General features: G+C 47.8%; 22 protein-coding genes, 1 tRNA gene and 1 pseudogene. 9 read left to right on the top strand and 15 right to left on the bottom strand.

The window, feature by feature from the left end:
- Positions 1–205: 205 nt before the first annotated feature.
- A complete protein-coding gene (locus WBA89_RS05760; RefSeq protein ID WP_424404613.1) occupies positions 206–1,807 on the bottom strand; it encodes an ammonium transporter in 1,602 nt (533 codons plus the stop codon).
- A 76-nt stretch (positions 1,808–1,883) separates the two neighbouring features.
- A complete protein-coding gene (gene purE, locus WBA89_RS05755; protein ID WP_424404611.1) occupies positions 1,884–2,411 on the bottom strand; it encodes a 5-(carboxyamino)imidazole ribonucleotide mutase in 528 nt (175 codons plus the stop codon).
- A 214-nt stretch (positions 2,412–2,625) separates the two neighbouring features.
- Here purE and nagA point away from each other — a divergent pair, with 214 nt between their 5' ends.
- From nagA to WBA89_RS05740, 3 genes are all read left to right on the top strand, one after another.
- The gene (gene nagA / locus WBA89_RS05750) at positions 2,626–3,855 is read left to right on the top strand and encodes an N-acetylglucosamine-6-phosphate deacetylase (RefSeq protein ID WP_424404609.1); all 1,230 of its coding nucleotides are present in this window, start codon (positions 2,626–2,628) and stop codon (positions 3,853–3,855) included.
- A 297-nt stretch (positions 3,856–4,152) separates the two neighbouring features.
- A complete protein-coding gene (gene bchM / locus WBA89_RS05745; RefSeq protein ID WP_424404607.1) occupies positions 4,153–4,839 on the top strand; it encodes a magnesium protoporphyrin IX methyltransferase in 687 nt (228 codons plus the stop codon).
- A 495-nt stretch (positions 4,840–5,334) separates the two neighbouring features.
- Positions 5,335–5,727 (top strand): DUF423 domain-containing protein, encoded by a 393-nt coding sequence (locus WBA89_RS05740; protein ID WP_424404605.1) that lies wholly within the window; start codon positions 5,335–5,337, stop codon positions 5,725–5,727.
- Positions 5,728–5,799: 72 nt separating this feature from the next.
- Here the strand turns inward: WBA89_RS05740 and WBA89_RS05735 are convergent, their stop codons facing one another.
- Complete coding sequence (locus WBA89_RS05735; protein WP_424404603.1) at positions 5,800–6,894, bottom strand: hypothetical protein; 1,095 nt, start codon at positions 6,892–6,894, stop codon at positions 5,800–5,802.
- Positions 6,895–7,426: 532 nt separating this feature from the next.
- Between WBA89_RS05735 and WBA89_RS05730 the strand changes: the two genes are divergently transcribed.
- Both WBA89_RS05730 and WBA89_RS05725 read left to right on the top strand, forming a co-directional pair.
- Positions 7,427–7,693, top strand: coding sequence for a hypothetical protein (locus WBA89_RS05730; protein ID WP_424404601.1), 267 nt, complete (start codon positions 7,427–7,429; stop codon positions 7,691–7,693).
- Between the two features lie 125 nt (positions 7,694–7,818).
- A complete protein-coding gene (locus WBA89_RS05725) occupies positions 7,819–9,249 on the top strand; it encodes a phosphoglucomutase/phosphomannomutase family protein (protein ID WP_424404599.1) in 1,431 nt (476 codons plus the stop codon).
- Between the two features lie 214 nt (positions 9,250–9,463).
- On the opposite strand, the gene WBA89_RS05720 is transcribed toward WBA89_RS05725, so the two are convergent.
- Complete coding sequence (locus WBA89_RS05720; protein WP_424404597.1) at positions 9,464–9,709, bottom strand: hypothetical protein; 246 nt, start codon at positions 9,707–9,709, stop codon at positions 9,464–9,466.
- Between the two features lie 238 nt (positions 9,710–9,947).
- Here WBA89_RS05720 and WBA89_RS05715 point away from each other — a divergent pair, with 238 nt between their 5' ends.
- On the top strand, positions 9,948–10,223 hold the full coding sequence (locus tag WBA89_RS05715) for a lipopolysaccharide assembly protein LapA domain-containing protein (RefSeq protein ID WP_424404595.1): 276 nt from the start codon (positions 9,948–9,950) through the stop codon (positions 10,221–10,223).
- A 16-nt stretch (positions 10,224–10,239) separates the two neighbouring features.
- Here WBA89_RS05715 and WBA89_RS05710 read toward each other — a convergent pair whose 3' ends face one another.
- From WBA89_RS05710 to WBA89_RS05700, 3 genes are all read right to left on the bottom strand, one after another.
- Complete coding sequence (locus WBA89_RS05710) at positions 10,240–11,199, bottom strand: hypothetical protein (RefSeq protein WP_424404593.1); 960 nt, start codon at positions 11,197–11,199, stop codon at positions 10,240–10,242.
- Between the two features lie 155 nt (positions 11,200–11,354).
- The gene (locus WBA89_RS05705) at positions 11,355–12,413 is read right to left on the bottom strand and encodes a hypothetical protein (protein WP_424404591.1); all 1,059 of its coding nucleotides are present in this window, start codon (positions 12,411–12,413) and stop codon (positions 11,355–11,357) included.
- Positions 12,414–12,967: 554 nt separating this feature from the next.
- Complete coding sequence (locus WBA89_RS05700; protein WP_424404590.1) at positions 12,968–13,642, bottom strand: Npun_F0813 family protein; 675 nt, start codon at positions 13,640–13,642, stop codon at positions 12,968–12,970.
- A gap of 148 nt (positions 13,643–13,790) precedes the next feature.
- On the opposite strand from WBA89_RS05700, the gene WBA89_RS05695 reads away from it, so the two are divergent.
- From WBA89_RS05695 to WBA89_RS05685, 3 genes are all read left to right on the top strand, one after another.
- Complete coding sequence (locus tag WBA89_RS05695; RefSeq protein ID WP_424404588.1) at positions 13,791–13,949, top strand: hypothetical protein; 159 nt, start codon at positions 13,791–13,793, stop codon at positions 13,947–13,949.
- A gap of 145 nt (positions 13,950–14,094) precedes the next feature.
- Complete coding sequence (locus WBA89_RS05690) at positions 14,095–14,283, top strand: hypothetical protein (protein WP_424404586.1); 189 nt, start codon at positions 14,095–14,097, stop codon at positions 14,281–14,283.
- Between the two features lie 22 nt (positions 14,284–14,305).
- Positions 14,306–14,379, top strand: a tRNA-Arg gene (locus WBA89_RS05685).
- Positions 14,380–14,786: 407 nt separating this feature from the next.
- Here WBA89_RS05685 and WBA89_RS05680 read toward each other — a convergent pair.
- The 8 genes and pseudogenes from WBA89_RS05680 to WBA89_RS05645 all read right to left on the bottom strand — a co-directional run.
- Positions 14,787–15,468 (bottom strand): annotated as a pseudogene (locus tag WBA89_RS05680) (IS1 family transposase).
- Positions 15,469–15,866: 398 nt separating this feature from the next.
- The gene (locus WBA89_RS05675; protein ID WP_424404584.1) at positions 15,867–16,268 is read right to left on the bottom strand and encodes a hypothetical protein; all 402 of its coding nucleotides are present in this window, start codon (positions 16,266–16,268) and stop codon (positions 15,867–15,869) included.
- A 159-nt stretch (positions 16,269–16,427) separates the two neighbouring features.
- Positions 16,428–17,903: a dihydrolipoyl dehydrogenase family protein gene (locus tag WBA89_RS05670; protein ID WP_424404582.1), complete on the bottom strand. Its 1,476-nt coding sequence runs from the start codon at positions 17,901–17,903 to the stop codon at positions 16,428–16,430.
- Between the two features lie 371 nt (positions 17,904–18,274).
- Entirely contained in the window at positions 18,275–19,552 is a 1,278-nt protein-coding gene (locus tag WBA89_RS05665) for a pyridoxal phosphate-dependent aminotransferase (RefSeq protein WP_424404580.1), read from the bottom strand.
- 15 nt (positions 19,553–19,567) lie between these two features.
- Positions 19,568–19,858 (bottom strand): HU family DNA-binding protein, encoded by a 291-nt coding sequence (locus WBA89_RS05660; RefSeq protein ID WP_193975516.1) that lies wholly within the window; start codon positions 19,856–19,858, stop codon positions 19,568–19,570.
- Positions 19,859–20,346: 488 nt separating this feature from the next.
- Positions 20,347–20,535 carry a hypothetical protein gene (locus tag WBA89_RS05655; RefSeq protein WP_424404577.1) on the bottom strand — a complete coding sequence of 63 codons (189 nt, stop codon included), beginning with the start codon at positions 20,533–20,535 and terminating at the stop codon, positions 20,347–20,349.
- Positions 20,536–20,546: 11 nt separating this feature from the next.
- Positions 20,547–22,991 (bottom strand): AMIN domain-containing protein, encoded by a 2,445-nt coding sequence (locus WBA89_RS05650; RefSeq protein WP_424404575.1) that lies wholly within the window; start codon positions 22,989–22,991, stop codon positions 20,547–20,549.
- A partial coding sequence (locus WBA89_RS05645; RefSeq protein WP_424404573.1) for a hypothetical protein occupies positions 22,988–23,232 on the bottom strand: 245 nt, incomplete at its 5' end. The genes WBA89_RS05650 and WBA89_RS05645, both read right to left, overlap by 4 nt.

The following is a 23,232-nucleotide window of genomic DNA, read 5'->3' as shown; positions in this document are numbered from 1 at the left end:
TGAGATTTGAGATTTGAAATTGGGGTATGAGTTACTACATAAGGATTGAGGGCTGTTTTAGAGGTGCGTTTTTTTTGAAAGAGCGTTAGTAGACGCACCAACCCGGTTTGTTAAGGTGAATCAAGCCCTAGATTCACGTAGAAATAGCCAATCTAGGGCGAGAAAGCTGAACAAAGTCGATCGAACGCACCCTCTCAAGTTTGGTCTAAAGTTTAGTAGTCCTGTCGCCAGAGCCTCCAGAATAACTGCCGTAGCTGGCATCACTTCTGTTTTCCAAGCTAGTTTGCTTCACAAAACCCGTGTAAGCTTCCATCCCGTGTTCGCCGATATCCAAACCTTCAGCCTCCTCTACAGCAGAAACGCGGATACCCAGCAAAGCCTTGAGTGCGATCCAAAAAATCGAACTCAGCAACACGGTCATCCCGCCTACAGAGATCACGCCGACAAACTGCGCCCAGAGTTGACCGAAACCTCCGCCCACGAGCAATCCGGCTGTCGGGCCTGCGGTATAAAGTCCAGTTGTAGGCCCGTCAGCAAACAAGCCCACTGCCAGAGTTCCCCAGATGCCGCAGACTAAGTGAACTGAAGTTGCGCCTACAGGATCGTCAATTTTTAAGTTGTCGAAGAAAGTTACGGCGAAAACTACCATGATGCCGGCGATCGTGCCAATAATGGCAGAGTTGGGTATGTTGATCCAAGCGCAGCCCGCTGTTATGGCGACTAAGCCGGCGAGGATGCCGTTGATAATCATCGAAAGGTCGGGTTTGCCAAGGTAGAGCCAAGCTGTAATCGTGGCAGCAACTCCCCCGAAAGCACCGGCAGTGTTGGTGGTGATGGCGATGTGGGCGATCGCGTTTGGATCGAGTGCCATTGTCGAACCGGGATTGAACCCGAACCAACCCAACCACAGAATCAAACAGCCCAGGGTAGCAATGCTCATGTTGTGTCCCGGCATCGCCACAGTATCGCCGTCGCGGTACTTGCCCAGCCGCGGCCCGAGAAATGCCGCTCCCATCAAAGCAGCCCAACCGCCTACCGAGTGAACCACCGTCGAACCGGCAAAATCCCAAAATCCTGCTGTTGCCAGCCAGCCGCCGCCCCAAATCCAGTGTCCGGTAATCGGGTAAGCAATGCCTACTAACAGCAAGCAGAAAATTAAGAATTCCAGGAATTTAATGCGCTCTGCAACGGCCCCAGAAACGATCGTGGCAGCAGTTCCCGCAAAAACTAATTGGAAAAAGAATTTAGCGTTGAGCGGCACTCCCGTCCAGTTTAATGCGCTGAAGATGCCTTGATAAGCATCTCCTGTGGCGGGGCTGTTGTCAGCTACGTTCCAGAGGAAAAATCCGCCGCTGCTGCCGATAAAACCGTTGCCGTTGCTGAACATTAACGCAAAGCCGATCGCCCAAAACGCGATCGTTGACAGCGCAAAAACAATCAAGTTTTTGGACAGCACGTTAACCGCATTTTTTTGACGGCAAAAACCGGTTTCCAACATACCGAAACCCGCGTTCATAAAGAACACTAACATTCCGGCCACCATCACCCACATGGTATCCATGCCCACTTTGAGGCTGGCCAATTGTTCCTCGGTGGTTGGCGCAGAAGGCGTTTGGGCTACTGCGGCATATCCCCAAAGCGAGAATACGATCGCAGCTAAGGGTATGCAGGCTTGCCAACTCGGGCTCAGGCGGGCGATCGCCCTTTGCAATTTCTGGAACCTGTTGACTTTCGTAAAAGATTTAGCTGCTGGTAAATCTAAAGAATCCCGCCTGACTTGTTTCGATTTTTTTTTCCCGACAGTCATTTTTATCATTTTCGCCCTCTTTACAACTGTTCCGATCGGTAAGAACCCGAAAACTTTCCAATTCTACTACAGAAGTTTATAGATTATTGTTCAGATTGAGATAGTTCTGATAACCTATATTTTCTAGCTGATTTTGTTTATTCATTACAGATTCGGACAAACTTTTGCGGTATGCGAGGACTCGATCTAGCAATTCTGGCTGAGAAACTGCTAATATTTGAACTGCCAGCAAGCCCGCATTTTTAGCATTGCCGATCGCGACTGTTGCCACGGGTATGCCCGCTGGCATTTGCACGATCGAGTAAAGCGAATCTACCCCTTGCAGGTGGCGGCTCTGTACCGGCACGCCAATTACTGGCAACGGGGTTAAAGATGCTACCATGCCGGGGAGGTGCGCCGCTCCCCCAGCACCTGCGATAATGACTTTCAAGCCCCGCTGGTGGGCGGTTTTGGCGTATTCTACCATGAGTTCGGGGGTGCGGTGGGCCGAGACAATTGCCACAGAACAAGGTATGTTGAATTCTTCGCAAATGGCGATCGCGTCAGACATGGTTGGCAAATCCGAATCGCTACCCATGATAATTCCAACTGTTGGTTGATTCATGAAATTTTCAGATATGAGATTTCAGATCAATGGTAATTTTAAATTATGGCGTTCACTCAAATTTAGATATTTTGTCGCAAAACTGACGCTCAAAAGCAATTCAGTTACAAGCCAAGAGTGCAGGAAGCAAAAAACTCCGCATCCTCAAAACCAGCCCCAGAGTGAGGCGAGCAAATTTCAAATTTCAAATTTCAAATCTCAAATCTCAAATCGGATGAATGAAGCCACAACCCCAACTGCCGCCTCTATAGATATTCTCAACGCTCGCATCCCCGGTTGCAAGGATTTGCAAATGCTTGCTGTTGACGAAACGGGCATCATTCAAGAAGTTTGCCCGATGGACAAGATATTTAAACGGATTTCTCCTCCTGATTTGCAAGTGTTTGATGCAGCAGGCGATTGGATTTCTCTCGGTGGTGTTGACTTGCAGATTAACGGAGCTCTCGGTTTTGCTTTCCCCGATTTAGAAAGCAAAGATATTGAAGTTTTATCTAAAATTTCTCAATTTTTATGGAATCAAGGAGTAGATGCTTTTTTGCCAACTTTGGTAACAACTTCCCTGGATAAGTTTAGGCGATCGCTCTCGACGATAGCCAATTATATCCGCGCTGAAAAAACCGCCAATCCAGCAACCAATCAAACTAAAAAAGCCGAAATAATCGGCGTTCACCTAGAAGGCCCTTTTCTCAACCCGCAGAAGCGAGGAGCTCACCCAGTTGAGTTTTTACTGCCGCTAACTATAGAAAATGTCAAGCAAGTTTTAGGAGATTGTGCCGAAGTTGTCAAAGTAATTACTTTAGCGCCAGAATTGGACAGCACCGGCGAAGTCATTCCCTATTTGCAAAGTTTGGGAATTGCCGTCAGTCTCGGACACTCCCAAGCGACTGCAGAGCAAGCGCAGCGAGCATTTGTCAGCGGAGCTTCAATGGTAACTCACGCTTTTAATGCCATGCCGAGTTTGCACCACCGAGAACCGGGTTTGTTGGGCGCTGCGATCGTTTATCCGGGCGTAAAATGCGGTTTAATTGCTGACGGAAAGCACGTTTCTCCGACAATGATTGATTTTTTGCTGCGCGCTGGCAACTACGAAACAGGCGTTTTTTTGGTCAGCGATGCTTTAGCTCCTTTGGGTTTGCCTGACGGTGTTTATCCTTGGGATTTCCGACAAATTGAAGTCAGAAAAGGTACGGCTTGGATCAGGTTGGATTACCACACGCCTCTGGAATCTGCGACTTTGGCGGGTACAACTCTGCCGCTGTTGGCGGGAGTGCAGAATTTGGTGAAGTGGGGGATTTGCGAGCCCGAAAGTGCGATCGCCCTAGCAACTGAATCTCCCAGAAAGGCGATGGGAATTTCAGGAATTATCGGCAAACCAGCAACTCAACTGTTGCGCTGGAATTTAAATGCAGCCACGAAAGAATTGACTTGGCACAGACTATTTTAGATTTTAGATTTTAGATTGGGAATGGGGAATTGGGAATGGGGAATTGGGAATCGGGAATTGGGAATGGGGAATCGGGAATTGGGAATTGGGAATTGGGAATTGTTGACTGTTAACTGTTAACCGTTAACTAATGACTAATGACTGAGGACTGATGACTAATGACTAATGACTAATGACTAATGACTAATGACTAATGACTGATGACTAAGGACTAATGACTAAGGACTAATGACTAATGACTAATGACTTCTGCTATAATATCAAACCGTTGGCAATAACTCAGCAGCAGGCAGATCGATGAATTTGGTAGACGACAAGACTATAGTTAGACAGTATTTTAACTCGACGGGATTCGATCGCTGGCAGCGAATTTACGGCGACGGCAAAGTAAACAAAGTGCAGCTAGACATCCGCACCGGGCACCAGAAAACGGTGGATACAGTCATCGAATGGCTGCAAGCAGACGGCAATTTGCGCGGGCTTAGTGTCTGCGATGCCGGCTGCGGTGTGGGATCTCTGAGCATTCCCCTAGCTGAGGCTGGGGCAATTGTTTGCGCTAGCGATATCTCTGAAAAGATGGTAGCAGAAGCCTACGATCGATCGACAGCAGTTCCCGGCAAGCTGTACAACATCTCCTTCGCCGCCCAGGATTTAGAAGCCTTAACCGGCAAATTCCACACGGTTATTTGTTTGGACGTGCTGATCCACTATCCTCAGAATAAGGCAGCCGAAATGATCGCTCACCTAAGTTCGATCGCCCAATCGCGACTAATTCTCAGTTTTGCCCCCAAAACTGTAGCACTTACCGCGCTCAAAAAATTTGGCGAGCTTTTCCCAGGGCCGAGCAAAACTACCCGCGCTTACCAGCACCGCGAAGCAGATGTTATCAAAATCCTAGAAAGCAATGGATTTGTTATTAACAGAACAGCCATGACTAGCACTAACTTTTACTATTCTAGGTTGCTCGAAGCAGTTCGCAAATAGGGCAAAAGCATCCGTTAACAAGCGACATTCTCATGTACGTAGGGTGCGCGCCCCGCACCTTACCGTCACCTTAGATATCAACACAATCAGCTTGTTTTTCCTCTGCCTTCTTCCTTTTTTTCTCTACCGTCAACCTCGCAATTACTAATAAAGGTAGAGTGCAGTGCACGAGCTACAGAGAGGTTCTTTCCTTTTTTATTTTTTCTTCCTTCTTGCTTCTTCCTGATAACTTTGGACGGAAAGCTCGCGGGGGACAGGACTAACAACTGCCAACTAACAACTAACAACTAACAACTGAGGGCGGGCACGGGGGCATCGCCCCTACCAACTGCCAACTAACAAATAACAAATAACAACTAACAAATAACAAATAACAACTAACAAATAACAACTAACAAATAACAACTAACAAATAACAACTAACAACTGAGGGCGGGCACGGGGGCACCGCCCCTACCAACTGCCAACTAACAATTAACAATTAACAACTTTTTTATGTCATCACTAATCTTAACGCGCATTTTCCTCGCAACAGCAGCCATTTTCGGAGGTTTATCCGTTGCAGGCGGTGCTTTTGCCTCCCACGCTTTGAAAAGTCAATTGACCGATCGAGCTTTAGCAATTTTTGAAACCGCAGCCCGATATCAAATGTACCACGCCCTAGCTCTATTGCTCGCAGCTTTGCTATTAAGCCGCGCCCAAGAGTCTCAAACCTTTTTTGCAGTGGCTGGATGGGCTTTTATTGCCGGCACGATCGTCTTTTCAGGCAGTTTGTACGCCCTGAGTTTGACTGACATCAAATGGCTGGGTGCAATTACGCCGCTGGGCGGAGTTGCTTTTATTGTCGGCTGGGGATGTTTGGCAGTAGCAGCTTGGAGTTTTAAATAAAGAGTTGCAATGCCCCATGCCCCATGCCCCATCCCTCCGCTTCGCTCCGCCCCATGCCCCATGCCCCATGCCCTAATTATCAAAGACATCGCTGGAAAACATCTCTGTTACAGTACGCAAGTAAGGTAAAAAGACTATTAAATCTTCAGCAGGAAGCCGATCGGATATTTCCCAAAACAAAATCAGCAGCATATCTTGCACTAATTCCCAACTTACATGAAGTTTGGGGTACAGCATCACGCAAATTGGAAACAATTCTTGCTGTAGCGGGCGAATGCTTTCTTCCAAAACGCACCAGCACAAATAGCTTTGAAAAATCTCAACATCCCGGATACTAGAAATTTTTACTTCCCGATCGCTCAAATAACCGCTGCTGCTGCGGTACCCTGGATGCTGGGAACTAGCCCGATCGTACACTGCACTAGCAATCTGAGTCGTGTGCTGCAACAAATGCTGAACGGCTAACAGAGCTCTTGATTCTGGTGGGTGATTCGCAGCAGCCTGATTAATCTGTCCGTAGGGAATGTGCAAGTAGTCGTCTACAACTTTTAAGTAGGGTGCAAATTCCGATCGCTCTGACTCCGCAAGACATCCTAACAAAATTTTGCTAGTATACTGAAACTCCAGCGTCACAAATCCCAGCACTAACGAATCTTTCTCTGAATATTTCTGCCTCAGTTTAACCAGCTCTTTTCCCACCACCACTGACAAGCGAAAAGCTGGTTCTCTATCACCGTAAGCGTCTATGGCTTTGCGATATAAGGTGCGAGTGTCTGCAGCAATTTCTTCATGATTAATTAAGCTCCCATCGATCGCCTGCTGCTCTATTTGTCCTCCCAAAACAGCTTCTACTTTACCCCAAGCTATCTCGCTGGCTACTTTTAGGGTATCCATCAATTTGTCTACTATTTTGGCTCTAGTTCCATCAAAATTACTTGACTCCGGGCTGTGGGGAATTTGTCGCAGCCCTTGGTTTTCTCGTGCCTCCACTGTATTGTAATATTTTTTTGCCCAGCTCACTGCTAAGGAAGAAACGTTAACGCCTTGAGCATCTGGGATTTTTTGAGTCTCCGATTCAGTAATAGTACGTGTTGCCAAACTTTCGCCCTGTTGAATTTCGCCGGCTGCTGGTAAAGACTTTAAAGATACTTGTGAAATACCCTGCATGATCAACCTCGTTTTTTTATAAAGCAGCACCCGATCGTTTCCCCTAATTTTTAACGCTGTCAACTACAATTTTCAGCATTTGTACGCTGACAGTCATCGGCTATTGTGCTTAAATCTCTCAGCCATTTCGCTCTACTGCCTGCGTTCTTTATAAGTTGCACGTTAATAGCGCTATTGATTGTGCGCTAGATCACCATCACCCTGCGATCCCCGTCTTATTTTTTTCGATCGCTCTGTAAAAATGGCTGAAAATAAATTTAACTTGTTTTACAAACTGAGAATTAAAGTTACTTTGACCTCAAAAAACTGCTGCTTGAAATGTTCGATCTTTGTTTTCGATCGCTTTTGTCGATCGCCCTACCTTCTCAAAGAATCTACCCTAAAGCGCGCTCTACCGGTGACTTTGATTAATTTATTTCCTTAGATGAAGCCAGAAATTTATTTTCAGCCTTGCGATTGTGAGAAGACGGTAACATATTCAACGCGCAGCTTTTATAAATAAATAATTAAATTTGAGATGAGATGAAGATTTATGTGCGTTTCGTTAATAATGCCGCCGGCTGCGGTTTTTTTTGGCAATTACTTTTTAATGCCTCCGGCGCGCTTTCGCGAAGCGTTCCCGAAGGGTAGCTATCCCGATCCTGACTCGCCCGCGATTTGCGAGCATTTATTCGATCGCCCAACCTCCCTTCAAAACCTGAATAGAGCTCGACTTGCCCGATCGCAGATTTTAGCAACTCTGGCTGCTTCGAGTCCTCTGCCCCAAGAGCGGCATCTGGCCCTACAGCCAGAGGATTAGGTTGATCGAACCCGATCGGATCGACAGGGACAGCTTCGCGGCGCTGACCTCAAAAACAGCACGGCCACTAGGTCTTTAAGGCTATGCCTTCGGGTAGGATTAGTAGGACGAGAGGAAGTGATAAAATGAGCGCCAGCAATTCAACAGAAATTAAGTTCGGAACCGATGGGTGGCGGGGACTGATTGCCCGTGACTTTACTTTTGCCAACGTGCGAAAAGTCACCAGGGCGATCGCCAGTTACCTCGAAACCGCTTACACAAAAGACCGTCCAGTTCTAGTCTCCTACGATACCCGCTTTTTGGCAGACGAGTTCGCCCGCACGTCGGCGGAAGTATTGGCAGATTTGGGATGGACTGTGCTTGTGGTCGATCGAGATTGCCCCACACCAGTCATCGCGTACAGCGCCAAGCATCTCAACTCCGCAGGAGCTTTGATGTTCACCGCATCGCACAATCCCGCACCTTACTGCGGCATCAAATACATCCCCGACTACGCGGGCCCGGCTACCCCGGAAATTACCGATACAATTGTGGCAAATATTGCTGGTGCTTCTGACGCGCCAGCAATCGGCAGCCACAACGATCGAATCTCCACTTTTGACCCGAAACCCGAATATCTGAAGTTTCTTTATAGCTCGATCGATGTGGAGCGGATTCGCTCGGCTTCGTTGAAGGTTAAGTACGACGCTCTCTATTCGACTTCTCGCGGTTATCTCGACGAAGTTTTGGAACACTGCGGCTGCGATGTCGAAAGTTTTCACACCTACCGCGACGTGCTGTTTGGCGGGGGAATGCCCGAACCCAAGGGCGAACAGTTAGTCGAGTTGGTGGAAGCTGTTAAAAAGGATTCCGCTGATTTGGGTTTGGCTACCGACGGCGATGCCGATCGCTTTGGTATTGTTGATGAGTTGGGAAATGTCTTGACTCCCAACACTGTGCTGTTGCTGTTGGGCCGTCACTTGGTTAAGAATAAAGGCTTGACTGGGGCGATCGTCCGTACCGTCGCAACTACCCACTTGCTCGACAATATGGCCGCCAAATACGGTTTAACAATCTACGAAACCGCAGTCGGTTTTAAATACATCGGCGAAAAAATGCGGGAAACTGCGGTACTCATCGGAGGCGAAGAGTCTGGCGGTTTGAGCGTTTTGGGCCACATCCCCGAAAAAGACGGGATTTTGGCTGATATGCTAGTTGCTGAGGCGATCGCCTACGAAGGCAAACCCCTTTCTCAGCTAGTCGAAGAAGCCATCAAGGAAGCCGACGGCCCCCTGTACAACAAACGCTTGGACTTGCACCTAGAGGAAGCCCACAAAGCAGCCGTTTTAGCATCTTTTACCAAGAATCCCCCCACGGAGATAGCGGGTATCGGCGTTAAGGAAATCGGCCGCAAAGACGGAATTAAACTTTATCTAGAAGACGGCGGCTGGGTACTGCTGCGGCCTTCGGGAACCGAACCTTTGATGCGCGTTTACATGGAAACCAATTCTGTGGAAAAAGAAGCCAAAGTTGCCGAATACATGGAAAAGGTCATTTCCCATTTAGAACCTGCTTAATTTTCCACCTATTCCAATGCGGGGTTTTTTCCCTAGGCCTTGAGATTGTATGGTGCGCGCTGCGCGCACCTTAACCTTATCTAGGGCTTGAGTCCGTAGGGTGCGTCAGCAATCATCCGATCTGTGTTTAGCCAAGATTTTATAACTGACGCACCCTATTAAAACAACTAAAATTAATCATCGATACTGCTCGGCCAGTCATATATAGCCTTTCTCAAGCGTCGTGACGTATGCCCAATGCCCTATGCCCTATGCCCACCCTTCGACTTCGCTCAGGGCAAGATGCCCAATGCCCAATTCCCAATCCCTCCGCTTCGCGCTCGCCCAATTCCCAATCCCTCCGCTTCGCTGGGCCCAATGCCCAATTCCCAATTCCCAATCCCTCCGCTTCGCGCTCGCCCAATTCCCAATTCCCAATTCCCAATTCCCAATTCCCAATTCCCAATTCCCAATTCCGCATAGTACCTCATATGAGAGCTTGAAAGGCTATACTTGCAATACAGTCCGACTTGTTAAAGTTTATTTTTATTTGTTTAAATATTTAAAAAAAATCATTTTTTTTTAGTATCTACTTGACTTTTCCTGATATTTTATTGTATATTATTAAATAATGGGATAGTTGCAAAAATAATATTTTGGCACAGATTTCTATTATATAAAAAGTATATCAGTTAAATTATTAGCTTGTCAAGCCTTTTATGAAAACAATTCCTCTGCTCGCCATTAGTTTTTTTGTAGCAATTTTAGCCAGCGCGATCGGCATTATCTCAGTGCAGAACGCCGCCCCAGTATCCTTGAACTTTATTTTTTTTAAATCGATACAAATGCCCGCAGGGTTAGTATTGGCGATGAGTGTTAGCGCCGGACTGATCGGCGGTGCGCTGCTGCAACCGCTGTGGAACCTTTCAGATTCCCAAGGTTCGCGTCCCAAATTTCAGGCAAATTCAGAAGACTCCGACACCGCACAATATTAAGTTAATTGCTAAATGCTTAGAGCGAGTAAACCCGGCCGTCAATCAGCAACCGAGTAATTCCCTTAGCTAGCAGGTAAGGCGCAGCTTTTTGCAGCAGTCTACCGTCAGGAATCTTGAAAACTCTTTGATTGCGAGTAGCAAATCGGCGGGCGACTCGGTGATTGTCAAAAACTGGCATGGTTCTCTCGTGAATTTCGATCGCCGGAATTTGACCTAGTTCGCCAAAAGCTTTGAGAGGTTTAGCGATCAACTCGGCAGCCCGATCGACCACTAAATAGCAAATTTTGGGCACAGACGCTTCGCTTAAAGGCAAAACTTGAATCACCCCAGTAGCCCGAAACTCGCTCGAATCCCCCGACATCGAACCCAGCAGGCTGGCTTCAAACAGAGAATCTTCATCCTCTAAATCTTCGTCGAAATCGTCTAAATCGTCCGCGTCGTCATCATCCGCTTCGTCATCATCTAAATCGTCCTCATCTTCCTCGAAATCGCTAAAATCTTCACCCGCCACCTTTTCTGCTTCTAACAGCACAGGCTGCTGTTCCCCAGTCACAGCAGCGCTGTCGCTGCGATCGACATCGGTTGATAAAGTAGTATCTGGCAAAGCCGAAACCAAATCCGACTGGGCACCTGATAAAGAACGCTTTGTCGGAGTCGGCCTCGAATTTGAGGCTGATTTCGGGACAGGGACTGACTCCGACAGGGTGACACCTGCAGGATCGGTTTCGCGATCGGCAGCCGGGGATGCAGTCTCATCTTTCGATTCAGAAACTGTGCTGCTGGTGGAGGAACGCTTTTGTTTTTGCTGGACTAGAAATTCGTATTCCGACTCCGACAAAGCGCCCTGAATGATGCGCCTGACTGTCGAACTGCTGACTCCGTAGCGCTTTGCTAGAGTGATAGTATTCTCGTCCGACTGTCGGTACAGCCGCAGGATTTCCCGTTTTTCTGAATCGGAGAGTTTTGTAGGCGTCATGCCAAGTTTTCCAGCAAAAAAATGTGAAAAAACGCAGGAAGTGCGATCGGCGAACTGTGATTTTTCATTTTAGATTTGAAGTTGAGAGATGCCGGCAAGTGTCAGAAAGCTTTCGCCTATCGATCGCTTGCCAAAGCAACCCCAATCTCAAATCCCTAAGCGGCGCGACGGCTCCGCCTGCTCTGGCGAGAACGGGTTGAGATGTCATGTTCCAAGATAGCTCCTATTCCGAACAGGATGGCGCTGAAAACAAAAAATACTTCCAGCAAACTACCGCTTTGATAATCACCCTCAGCCTGAGTATCTCGCCATTTAAAGTACATATCTGCGATGTAAAGCGAAAAAGTTGCAGCCGCAATCATTCTCCAAGATTGGGAAAAACGTCCTCCCCAAAATGCCAGCAGCAGTGCAGTAGCAATAATCAGCAGAAAAACGTCCCCGACTATGTAAAACAGATTGATCGCATAGGCGTAAGGCGAGAGTTGTTTGTCAAGCGCTACAACCCATGCTGGAGCTTTAGTTTCTTCTTCTGCTTCTTCTATTGGTGCGGGCTTCGCCGCAGAGGAGTCTTGTGCTTTTACCTTTGACTGGGAGGAGTTCAAAGCAGGCGCTGCGGGTGTTGGTTGGGTTGGTGGTGCTGTTTCTGTCAATGTTTCTAGAATCGGTGCCGGAGCCAGCCCTAGCTTTAGCCTCCAAGATTCGGGTGCCGCAATCCAGATAGCTATAGCAATCCCGAAGGCTGCAATTCCTGCTAACAAACCCCACTGCCAAATTTCTAGATTCAGCCGCTTGGAAGTTACAGCGACAACCATGCCCCCAATCAGTACCACGTAACTGCCCAAATAAAAAACATCTGCTGGGGAAACGTCTGGGTTTAACCCGAAGTAGAGTTCCCAAATCCCGAACAGCACGCCGCCTATAAAATAGAAGAGCATCCCCAGACCGATTCCCAGCCAGACGTTGCGCCCGCTGACCATGTGCGGGCTTTGCCAGTTTCTAAAACAAACTAAAGCTGCTCCCAGGTATGCCCCGCATTCAAAAACATAAGTGCCGATCGAGTACCAAAGCGGTAAACCCTCTTCTTGCGAGAGGGGGACGCTGAACAGCAAAAAGAACAGCAGCGCCATTACAGCCCAGACAATACCCACAATTACTAGGGTCTGAGCTGACAGTAAAGATGGAGGTGTAGATGACTTTTCTGAAGTGCTACTCATAGGGATTTCACGAGACCTAACTAGCGGTTGAACGCACCCCATCTCAATTTTTGATTGTAGATGAGGATTCTTTCGCCAAAGAACCTTTGTCTGACGCTCCCGGAAAAACTGGCGTCCTCAGCGTGTCTTCGGGACTGTTGCCCTCGTACACTAAGAGAAAGACTAAGCAAGAATAATATCTATTTACTAATTGGAAGAATTAGTTGTTAGTCGATCTTTTGTCCGGAAATTATAATAAATGATAGAAATACGGTCTGTGTCTTCACCCTTAAGGCTTTGACAGTACCAAATCTATCTCTGAAATCATACCCTCAAATGTTGCTGTCTCTGTTTTTTTTGTTTGGCACTCCCCCACTCAGATCGATGATTGTGGGTGGGGACTGCGATCGAAATTTAGTTAAATTGCCAGACTGTAGGTGGCATCCAAACCGACTCAAAAATTTGGTTGTCAATACAAGTTGGCAGTCCCGCCTGTATATCGCCTACCCCCTACAGTGCAATGATCTCAGCTTAATTATCTGCTTTCAATTGTCTGAGCAATTGTCAAAGATTTTCTATGCTGCGATCCACAACTTGTTGAGGGCTGATTGTTTCAACCAATCTAAAAACTGAGTGCGATCCGGTGCTGGCATATCTTGCAGCACATCGCTCACTCCCTCAGCGAAACCCGTATCGCCAAAATATGATTTGCCCAAACGGTGGAGTTCTTGCAATAAGGTTTTGAGATGTTGCTCTTGCCAAGGGGGCACCTTATGATTTTGCAAGGGACTAACGGTTAGCCAATTTTGGATCGTATCAGCCGAGTCTGCCTGGGGGAATTTTCCCTGCTGAAATATCTTGGTGATATCTTTCTGAAACGATGCGGCTTGCCTTGCGCCTAAGAGGTCTTCTACGTCAAAGTAAACTGCTTGGAGCAGCAGCAGACAACCCTGCGCGAACAGCGGTGATGACGCGGATTCTGTACCTGCTGGTTCTTCACCCGCAAGCTGATCTAAACGGACTTTTCCCCAGACGCTATATCTATCCGGCTCTTCTAGCAGAACGCAGGCTTTGCCTCTGTTGTCGGTTAAGTCCCGCCACAAGGCTCTGGCGTCTTCTGCTTGCTTGCCGTTGAAGGCGCTGATCAGGCGAAAAGTCTGCCCCTGATAATTGAGAATGGGAATTTGTTGGTCCCGTTTTGGATGTTGATAATTGGTTATTTCAACATCCTGCCGTTTCAGAATAAACATGACACTGCGATTTGACTCCTGTCATGGCCGAGGTGCTGTGCTTGTGAGGCTCCCCCAGCCTTTGGGCGAGGGGATTCTTGATTTAACGAGTTTACTTAAATTAGCAGGATTGCCCTCCTCAAACGTTGCAATACTTTTTTGTTAACAAATGGTAACAAATGTCGGAGCTGAGATTGTTTCTCAACCCTGGCGTATAAGCTTGCAAAACGAAGGAAAATCCCTCGCGCACAACTTACGACTGCTGTACTGGCAACGCTTGATTTTCGCGATCGTAGTACCGATCGGGCGATCGACTATTTTGCTCTGATGCCGTAGAGGAAGCTGATTATATTGGCTCCGTACCATCAGGGATTCTCACCTGAGTCTTTCAATCCTAGTTCTACCACATTTTTATCAAATATCAAGTTGAGCAGAATGTTACCAAACACAGATTCACAGCGGCAAGTTAGTCTGTGCCGATCGACTTATACTTAAAATCAGGAGACTATATCTGGTTTTTTGGTAGGACGATCGCTCCTGGTGCCTCGGTTTTTGACCTTCGAGCGATCGCCCTGTATGCCCGATTTTTTAGTTCAAACCAATTTCTGCCTAAATTAATCAAATTTTTACTTGCTCGATCGCACACTGCACCGATAGAATAATGTTGTTAGCGATTTTTGAGTTGGGTGCGTAACTCAGTTGGATAGAGTAGCTGCCTTCTAAGCAGCGAGCCGCAGGTTCAAGTCCTGCCGTACCCGTTAACAAAACCTAATACTGTCAACGCTTTGAGCCGTTCTTTACCGCAAAGTAGAGAGCGGCTCAAACCTGATTTTTTGTGCAATTGTTGTGCAAGACAAATGCACAACACTGCCTATCTGGGTCAGGTGGTATCCGCCATCCTTTCGGCAGACACGGGTTAACTCTCCGAGCTAAGTAGGGCTTGCTGAATAATCGATCGCATATTGCCTCGCGAAAGCTTTCGATCGCGCTCCGCGTGAATAAAGTGCAAGATCGAGAGGTAAAATAAGTCAAAACTCGTGCATCACCACCTGCGACCCTGTACAAAAAAGCTCAGCTTGCCCCCCCTCACCCTGCGACTTTGAACTCCCCTCATGTGGAAGGCTGTCACCAAGGTAGCGATAAATATGTAGTGATTAAATGTTTATTAGCTCAAAACATAGTTGTAATGATGGATAAAATACCAAATAGCACCAATATGGTTTTCTAACTTTTTAGAAAATGAAAGAGTTTTTCTTGCGGTCCGAGAAACACGTTGGCGCAAAGTATTATTAAATCTTTCAACGTGATTAGTTTTTCCACTGTCTTTACTAACTGGCTGATGGCGTAGCGAAGGAAAAATACAAGAATATGCAGCCCAAAAATTTGTATAGCAAACAGCAGATTATCGATATGCAGGAGGTAGAAAATTCCATAATTGTTGGGTTCCTTATTCGTTACGAGCGCCAATATAAACACCAATAATTTCTCTTGTCTCTTTATCCATTGTTAACCACATCCATTGCTGATTTTTTTTGCAATATACAAATGACCACAGTTCATCACATTCAACATTCAATCTGACTTTTTTTTAGGCTTAACCTTTACTGTGCGTTCGATTGAGGCATATTTATTGTTTGCGTAATCATGCAACATTTTTGAGAAACACCCGTGCTTCTAGCTATACCAGCCAAAGAAATCTTCTCCAAAAGAAGTCGATCGGTAAGATATTCGACAAATTGGCGACCGCAACTTTGACATTTATATTTTGGTTTTTTCTTGTGAATTCTACCATTTTTAACTATGTGATTTGAACCACACTCAGGGCAATTTGGTCGTAAGGATAGCAGATTATATGACTAAACTAATCTTGTTGGCAGATATCAAGGATTCCAGCAAGAATCCCTGATGATAGCACAACTGTAACTCAATCTACATTCAAACGCGAAAGAAATATTAAAATCACAAAATTTGATTGTATGAGTTATAAAATTATCATATATATTCAATTACTGTAATTAAATTTCACTACATATTTATTACTACCGTCATTAGTTATTGGCAAGTAATATCAAAACTGTTAGCATCGGAATTATTCATCTGTGTCTTCTCTCCCTCTGTGTTCTCTGCGTTCTCTGCGGTTAAATCATTCTTACAAACTTTCGTGTTGGGTTTCCTTCCACCGATCCAACAACCAATTGCCAGTGTGACTAATGACTAATGACTAATGATTAGTGACTCCTGATGACTATTGCAATTTAACCGCAGCCCGCTGAATTGGCAAAACATCATTCAACGTCAATTCGCGATCGGCTGTCAGGTGGCTAGAACAGCAAATCGTACTAAAATAAACAGAACGACCCACAACTTGAGAAAAATGCTGTTCTAAAAGCAAGCGAGAAGTAATATCGCCCAACAGTTCAGAAATATCCTTTGTCAACTGTTCAGTATCGGATCGGTGAGTGATTCTGAACTCAAAAGGCGTTTTGCCGATCGCCTTTTTAATTTCCGCATCAAAAGCATCATCTTTCCCAGCCACAAAAGCCAAAACCTGGGCTGTCAAAAAGTTCCAAGCTTCTGGAAAAATCTCGCGAATCTTTTCCAAAGGGTTTCCGGTTTCGTAAACTAAAGTAGCAGTTTTGCAATCCATGAATCAAACCTCGGATAGTAGTAGTGTGTCTGGACTGTATTCAGTTTTTGATATTGATTATCATATTCACAGTTAACCACTAAGTCAAGGGCCTCGAATCAAAATAGACTTCCCAATTCCCTATGCGCTATGCCGGAATCGAGCCAATTCCCAAATTTTTCACTTCCAATACCTGCGCCAGTGAAACAAATTCTCCCACAAATTCTGGATAAAACTATTGCTTCCCAAGCGCTGTAACTCCCAACTAGCAGCAGTTTGACCGCTAATTGCCGAAAAGCTAGACCAAATATAAGGAAGTTCGGCGATCGCCTCAACCTTCATCCCGTGACGGACAGCCAGGGCGATCGCATGAATCAACTCAGCAGCTTGCGGCCCGACAATACTCGCTCCCAAAATCTCCCCGTTGCGGCGCCCGACAATCTTACAAAAACCAGTTGTCTCCCCGCACATTTGAGCTCTTTCAACATTCTTAAAATATTCCCGACCGACAATCAAATCGTCTCCAAAACGTCGCCTTGCTTGCGCTTCAGTCAAACCAACCCTCGCCAACTGCGGGTCAGAAAAAATCGCCCAAGGAATGCCGCGATAATCTATTTGAAACAGCGGCAAAAACAAAGCATTTTTCACAGCAACCGCAGCTTCGCAATTAGCAATGTGAGGAAACGGATAACCTCCAGCAACATCGCCGATCGCATAAATGCGCGAATTAGTTGTTTGCAGCTTTTCATTTAAAATCAACCTTTGATTGTTAAATTTAACCCCAGCCGCTTCGAGATTTAACGATGCAAAATTGTGTCCGCGACCAGCAGCCAAAAAAATCTCCTCAGCTTCGATCGCCGCACGCCCAGCTTGAATCCACTTTTTACCATCAATCACCCTCGCTTGAGTCACCTCAGTAGCAGTCAGAATACGCACTCCCACCGCCTCCATTGCAGCTTGAACCAAGCCAGCAGCCTCCCGGTCTTCTTTTGCCAAAATTCGCGAAGCCTTCACCACAAGCGTCACAGCCACCCCTAATCGAGCAAAAGTTTGAGCCACTTCTACCCCGCTGGGATCGGCCCCGACTACAGCCAAACTTTGAGGTAACTGTGGAAGTTTGGCCAATTGGGCGACAGTTTCCGAAGTAAAAAAGCCAGCAGACAAAAGTCCTTCAATATTGGGAATTGTCGGCAAAGTTGGACAAGCTAACAAATAACAGCGCGATCGCAGCGATCGATCGCCCGCAACAAAAGCCAACTTCGGTTTCGCCACAAACTCGCCGCTACCAAAAATAACATCCACACCGCGAGCAGCCAAAACGCCGAGATCGTCAATTTCTTCTAAATTAGAAACAACACCTTCAGCCCAATTGAACACACCGTCAAACCGCAATTCGACCGGCACCGACGCATCAACCACATCCGGGCGAGCCCCAAACTGTTGGCGACCAATCTGGTGAGCAAAACGAGCAGCCTCGCTCAAAGTTTGGCTGTATCTCAAACCAAGGTCGATCGACACTTTCCCCCCAGCCGGCAAATCTGGCGAATTGTTTAGCGGTTCCACCAAAGCAACGCGGGCCGGGAAATTAGTTGCAGTCAAAGCAGCATAGCGTCCGGCCGCAGTTCCACCAATAATCACTAAATCATACTCAAGCATAAATAAAATTGTTAGTTGTTAGTTGTTAGTTGTTAGTTGTTAGTTGTTATTTGTTAGTTGTTGGTTGTTAGTTGTTAGTTGTTATTTGTTAGTTGTTATTTGTTGTAAACAGTCAACTGTCAACTGATATCAAATCCGGTTGTAAGCTGTTGCGGCATTGAAATTTTATGTAAAAAACAATAAAACTCTTGTGATAAATAGGGGTTGAGCGTCCCGCCCGCCCTGAATATGCAATGTTTATTTGCGCGACAGCTTATCGAAATTATGTAGCGCTCGCGTCTCGCTCGCGCTGATACGATCCAAATATATTATTCCGATACAACCGGAAAAAATATGAAAACGGCCAACTGTCAACTGTCAACAATCAACTGTCAACTGCTAACTGCCAACTGACTAATGACTTCTTTAAGTCCAGCAATCAGTCGCAGATTGTCCGCCTTCTCGCGCACGGCTACTCGAAAAAATCGATCGCCCAACTCAGGAAAACTCAAACAATCCCGAATCAAAATCCGGTATTTTTCCAAAAGACTTTTTTGAATCGCAGCCACCGACAGCGACGACTCAACCAACAAGAAATTAGCCGCCCCTGGAAAAGGCTGCAAACCGGGCAAATCAGCCAAACCATCAAATAGCTCTCGGCGAGCTCCCGGCAGCCAATCCCAAGTTTGTCGCTCAAAAGCAGTATCTCGCACCACAGCAGCAGCCGCCGCCTCCGCCAAAGCATTCACAGGCCAAGGATCGCGCTGCAACTGCCAGCGGCCCAGGATGTCGGGATGGGCGATGGCACATCCCATCCGCAGTCCCGGCAGAGAATAGAATTTAGTGAGCGATCGTAAAATTACCAAATTCGGAAACTTCTCAACAGCCGCGATCGAACTTTGCTGTTGTTCCGGTGGCAGAAAGTCCATAAAAGCCTCATCCACCACCACCAAAGCCAACTGCTCCAAATAAGGCTCAATCGCCTCCCTAGCGAACAGCAAACCCGTAGGATTGTGCGGGTTGTTCAGCAGCAAACCTCGTCGATTGGCATCGAGAGCAAGAGGAACCGGGAGACACAAAGAAGGAGAGACAAAGGAACGGTTAGAAACCGACAAATCATCCGTTACTAATCCGCTTCCTGCCCCAGCGTCCAACGATTTCAGTTCCAACCCAGATGTGGCACCATCCTCAATTACTTGTGGAACAGGCAATATCCCTGTTCCACAAGAAAATTCATCTTTTGTGGAACGGGCATCTTGCCCGTTCTTGACAACGGTGCAAGATGCGAGATCCAAAGGACACTTCAGCACCTGCGCGCCAAAAGCCGAAAGAGCCCGCGAGTAATCGCCAAAAGCTGGAGTTACCAAATAAGTAGCCTCCAGTTTTGACAAATCCCAAGCCGCCCAAGTCAACAATTCCGCCGAACCATTCCCCGGCAAAACCCAATCCGGGTCAACATTAAACGCCTCGCCCAAAGCAGCCCTCAACTCTCCATAATCCGGATCTGGGTAAGCCGTCAGACTGCTCAACTGAGCTTTAATGGCATCCAGGGCAGACTTAGGAGGGCCCAAAGGACTGATACTCGCAGAAAAATCGAGAATAGCAGAAGCAGGGCAGCCTGCCAATGCTGCTGCCCAAGCTAAATTCCCACCGTGTACAGGTCTAATCAAGACTCAGTTTGCCAGTTATTCGGCGTTTTTCGGCGGTGCAACTCTGTCCTTAAACAACTTCCCTGCGGAAAAAGCAGGAACTCTGGTTGCCGGGATTTCCATCTTGTCGCCCGTTTTGGGATTGCGACCCTCGCGGGCCTTGCGTTCCCGCGACTCAAACGAGCCAAAACCGACCAGCGTCACCTTGTCGCCCTCGGAGACAGCTTCCATGATTGCTTCCAAGGCTGCACTCAAAACGGCATCTGCCTGTTTTTTCGTCACGCTAGCCTTTTCCGCGACTGCATCAACCAATTCACCTTTGTTCATTCCGAACTCCTTCTAGGATTTGCAAAATACGTTAAACAGAGTTCAACTATTAGCTGTGAGTGGTAACTGCATTGGAGTTTGGGTTCGGAGGTTTCGGTTGTTCCCGATCGCTCCTGTCCGCTTCCCCAATTTCAAAACTCCTGCTGAATACCAATTACCCTAGGATAATTGGTCAGAAAAGGAATTTTTGTTTCTAATTGCTGAAAACCCCACAGCATCTAATTTTCACTGCATTATTCTAAAGTCTTGCCGACCGTTATGGATCGGTGGAACCTTTAATTTATATGGATTTAGACAATTTTTTTTATTAATCCCAAAATTTAGGTAAAAAAATACCACCTTGGATAGAAGATTTCTCGCCTCCGTGGATTTGAGAGCGGACAAAAGGAGAAAGAGAAAGGACAAAATGTCATTTGTCAAGGGCTCAAGGATTTTTTTTTCCTTATTCCTTTGTCCCTTTCCCCTTTCTGGCCAGGGCCGCCAGGGACTTAAGTCCCTGGCGGACTGCCGGACTGCCAACCGCCGGACTGCCGGACTAAGAGGGCGGGCACTCTTGGCACCGCCCCTACCAACTGACAACTGCCAACTGCCAACTGCCAACTGACAACTGCCAACTGCCAACTGCCAACTGCCAACTGCCAACTGCCAACTGCCAACTGCCAACTGCCAACTGCCAACTGCCAACTGACTACTGCCTCGGTTGGACTGGCTGACTGCGCTGCAAGAGTTGGCGGGCGTCGGGACTGATGGTGTTTTGGTAGCCAAAGTTCGATCGATCGCTATCATCCAAAATCTGCGGAGTCAGCAACACAATCAACTCCGCCCGCTGGTTGGTCTTGCTCGTTCTCCTGAACAGCGAACCGATAATCGGCAAATCTCCCAAAATCGGAATCTTGTTCGCTTGAATCCGTTCTTCGTCGCGGATAATCCCCGAAAGAATCAAAGTCTGACCGTCCCGCAGGCGAATTAGCCCCGATTGCAGCGAACGCTCGCCCAGCAGACTGATCTGATTGATGTTCCCGCCCGTGGACAAATCTACAGTGTTGCCGGGTGTCCTGATAATCGGGTTTACCCGCAGAGAGACAAAGCCATTATCGTCAACCCGATCGATCGCCACCCCCAACTGCAAACCAGCCTTATCTTTGACAGCCGTCGTTGTTGTGGTACTTGTATTTCCGGTACTCTGCGTTTGCTGCGTGATGTTACTGATCACCTCATCAGTAATATTCACATTCGCCGTTTCTCCTTCTTGAACCACCAGAGTCGGATCGGTGAGGATTTTGCCGTTCCTAGTCTCAATAGTTGCCCGCAGCGCCGACAAGAACCTCCTCGGATATTGCAACAGCGGGAACAGGGCGAACTCCGCCGTTCCGCCAGGTCCAGGCTCGTAAGTATCAACCCCAACTCGTGCGGGGTCATTAGTAGTCGCTCTCGGCTGGAGGAACACCCCGCCGCTATTAGGCACGTTGATTAAATTGCCATTTCGATCGTAGCTAGGAGTCCCTGTCAGAGGCACGTTGATTAAATTGCCGCTCCGATCGTAGATTGGAGTCGTAGCTCCGATGGGGTTGGTGACAATCGGCGGAGTCGATCGGTTGTTGGCACTGTTGACATCACCTTCGGTAGCCGGCCGCAAGCCTCCAAAATTGAGACTTGCTACTCCCCCATCATTGACAAAGAAATTGTTATTAATTCCGAAAGAGAAACTGCTGTTGGTTTCGTTAGCTCCCAACAAGTTGACATCGATCACCTTAACGTTGACAGCCACTTGACGGCGGCGCAAATCTAGCTGAGTCAAGAAAGCTACCGCAATATCGACTTTGCGGGGATCGCCCACCAAAGTGATCGAATTGAGCCTCGCATCCGCCAGCACCGACAGCCCCCTCAGCAACAGCGGCCCGTTGCCGTCCTTAGCGCCAATTGCCTTAATATCCGGTTCCCGAATTTCCACATCCCGCGCCGAATTTCCCTGGCCCACGGTTTGAATAGTCACCCGAGTAATCGGCAGTTGAGTTTCCGCCCCTTGAGCGCTCAAAAAGTTAGCTGCATCGGTAGACCTGACTTGATTGAGCCGCAGAGTCCGAACGATAATATTGCGCGAGTCGAGCGGCAAGCTAGTGCCCACAAAAATCGTCCGCCCCTGCCGGTTCGCTTGCAGCCCGCTGATCCGCAGCACGTAGTTGAAAACATCTTGCACCGACTCGTTTTCGATGTCCAAGGAAATCTTCGGCCCTTCATCGGCACCCGCTGCTCCCGGCTGACCGGGCACTGCGGGCTGGCCCGGTTGAGGCGCACCGCCGCCTGTAAAAGCAATGTTCAATCCCGCAGCGCGGGCCAGCAGAGCCAAAACGTCCCGGACTGGGGCATCCCGCAGCACCAAGCGGGGGATGCGCTCGCCCGAACTCAGCTCAATATTTCCCGTACCCGGAGAGATGTTAGACACGGCGATATCTCCCAAGGGCGGCGCGACGGCCCGCGGTTGGAAAGGCGGTGCCTGATTTGTCTGAGACTGAATTTCGCTGGGTAAGGGCGGGCGATCGTTCCTAGTAACAGTAATTTCGGGATTTGGCAGCATCACGTCTGGATTTTGCGTGCGGACTTGGGGGGCCGGTCGGGGAGCTGTTTGGCTCAGCGGCAGTCTCGGAGGCGGTGGGGGCAAAGCTTGGGTTTGGTTGAGCGCTGGCAGTCCAGGCTGTGCAGCTTGGGTAGACTGCGCCGTCCCGCCCTGTCCGGCAACGCTGAGGACGATCCTTTGGCCTTGTCCGGGCATAACTTGTCCGTTGGGCACTCCGTTGGTGCCTGCCACTACAACGCGGATGCTGTTAGCCTCTACCTGGGTGATTTCTACTGAAGAAATGCCCGGAGCGGGGTTATCTTGACGGAAGCTGTTGCCTTGGGGCAAGCGGAGCTTGGTGTTGGTAATTGTGGCTTGGTAGGTATTGCCGCTGTTGATGGCGAAAACTTGCGGGCGATCGCCCTTTTCCGTAGCCAGGACAATATTTACCCCATTATTGGCTTGACTTACTTGCACCCCTGTGACTTGAGTCGGCGCTGCCGAAACCGGGGCTTGGGCGATTATAATTCCAGCAACGCTGCTGAAGATTCCACCACTTAACCGTAGATGCTGTTTCACGTTCTCTCCTCCACTACACTTTGTGAACTGTTGGCTGTTGGCTGTTGACTGTTGACTGTTGGCTGTTGGCTGTTGACTGTTGGCTGTTGAGAGTTGGCTGTTGGCTGTTGGCTGTTGAGAGTTGAGAGTTGGCTGTTGGCTGTTGAGAGTTGACGGGCGGGTCGAAAAACTGAATGGTTGAGTGTTAACTGCTGACTCGATTTTATGATTTCGATACAACCGGAAACTATCTGAAATATGC

It is taken from the genome of Microcoleus sp., from assembly GCF_049646505.1.
In the GTDB taxonomy this organism is placed as follows: Bacteria; Cyanobacteriota; Cyanobacteriia; order Cyanobacteriales; family Microcoleaceae; genus Microcoleus.
This window is presented reverse-complemented; position numbering and strand designations above follow the sequence as displayed.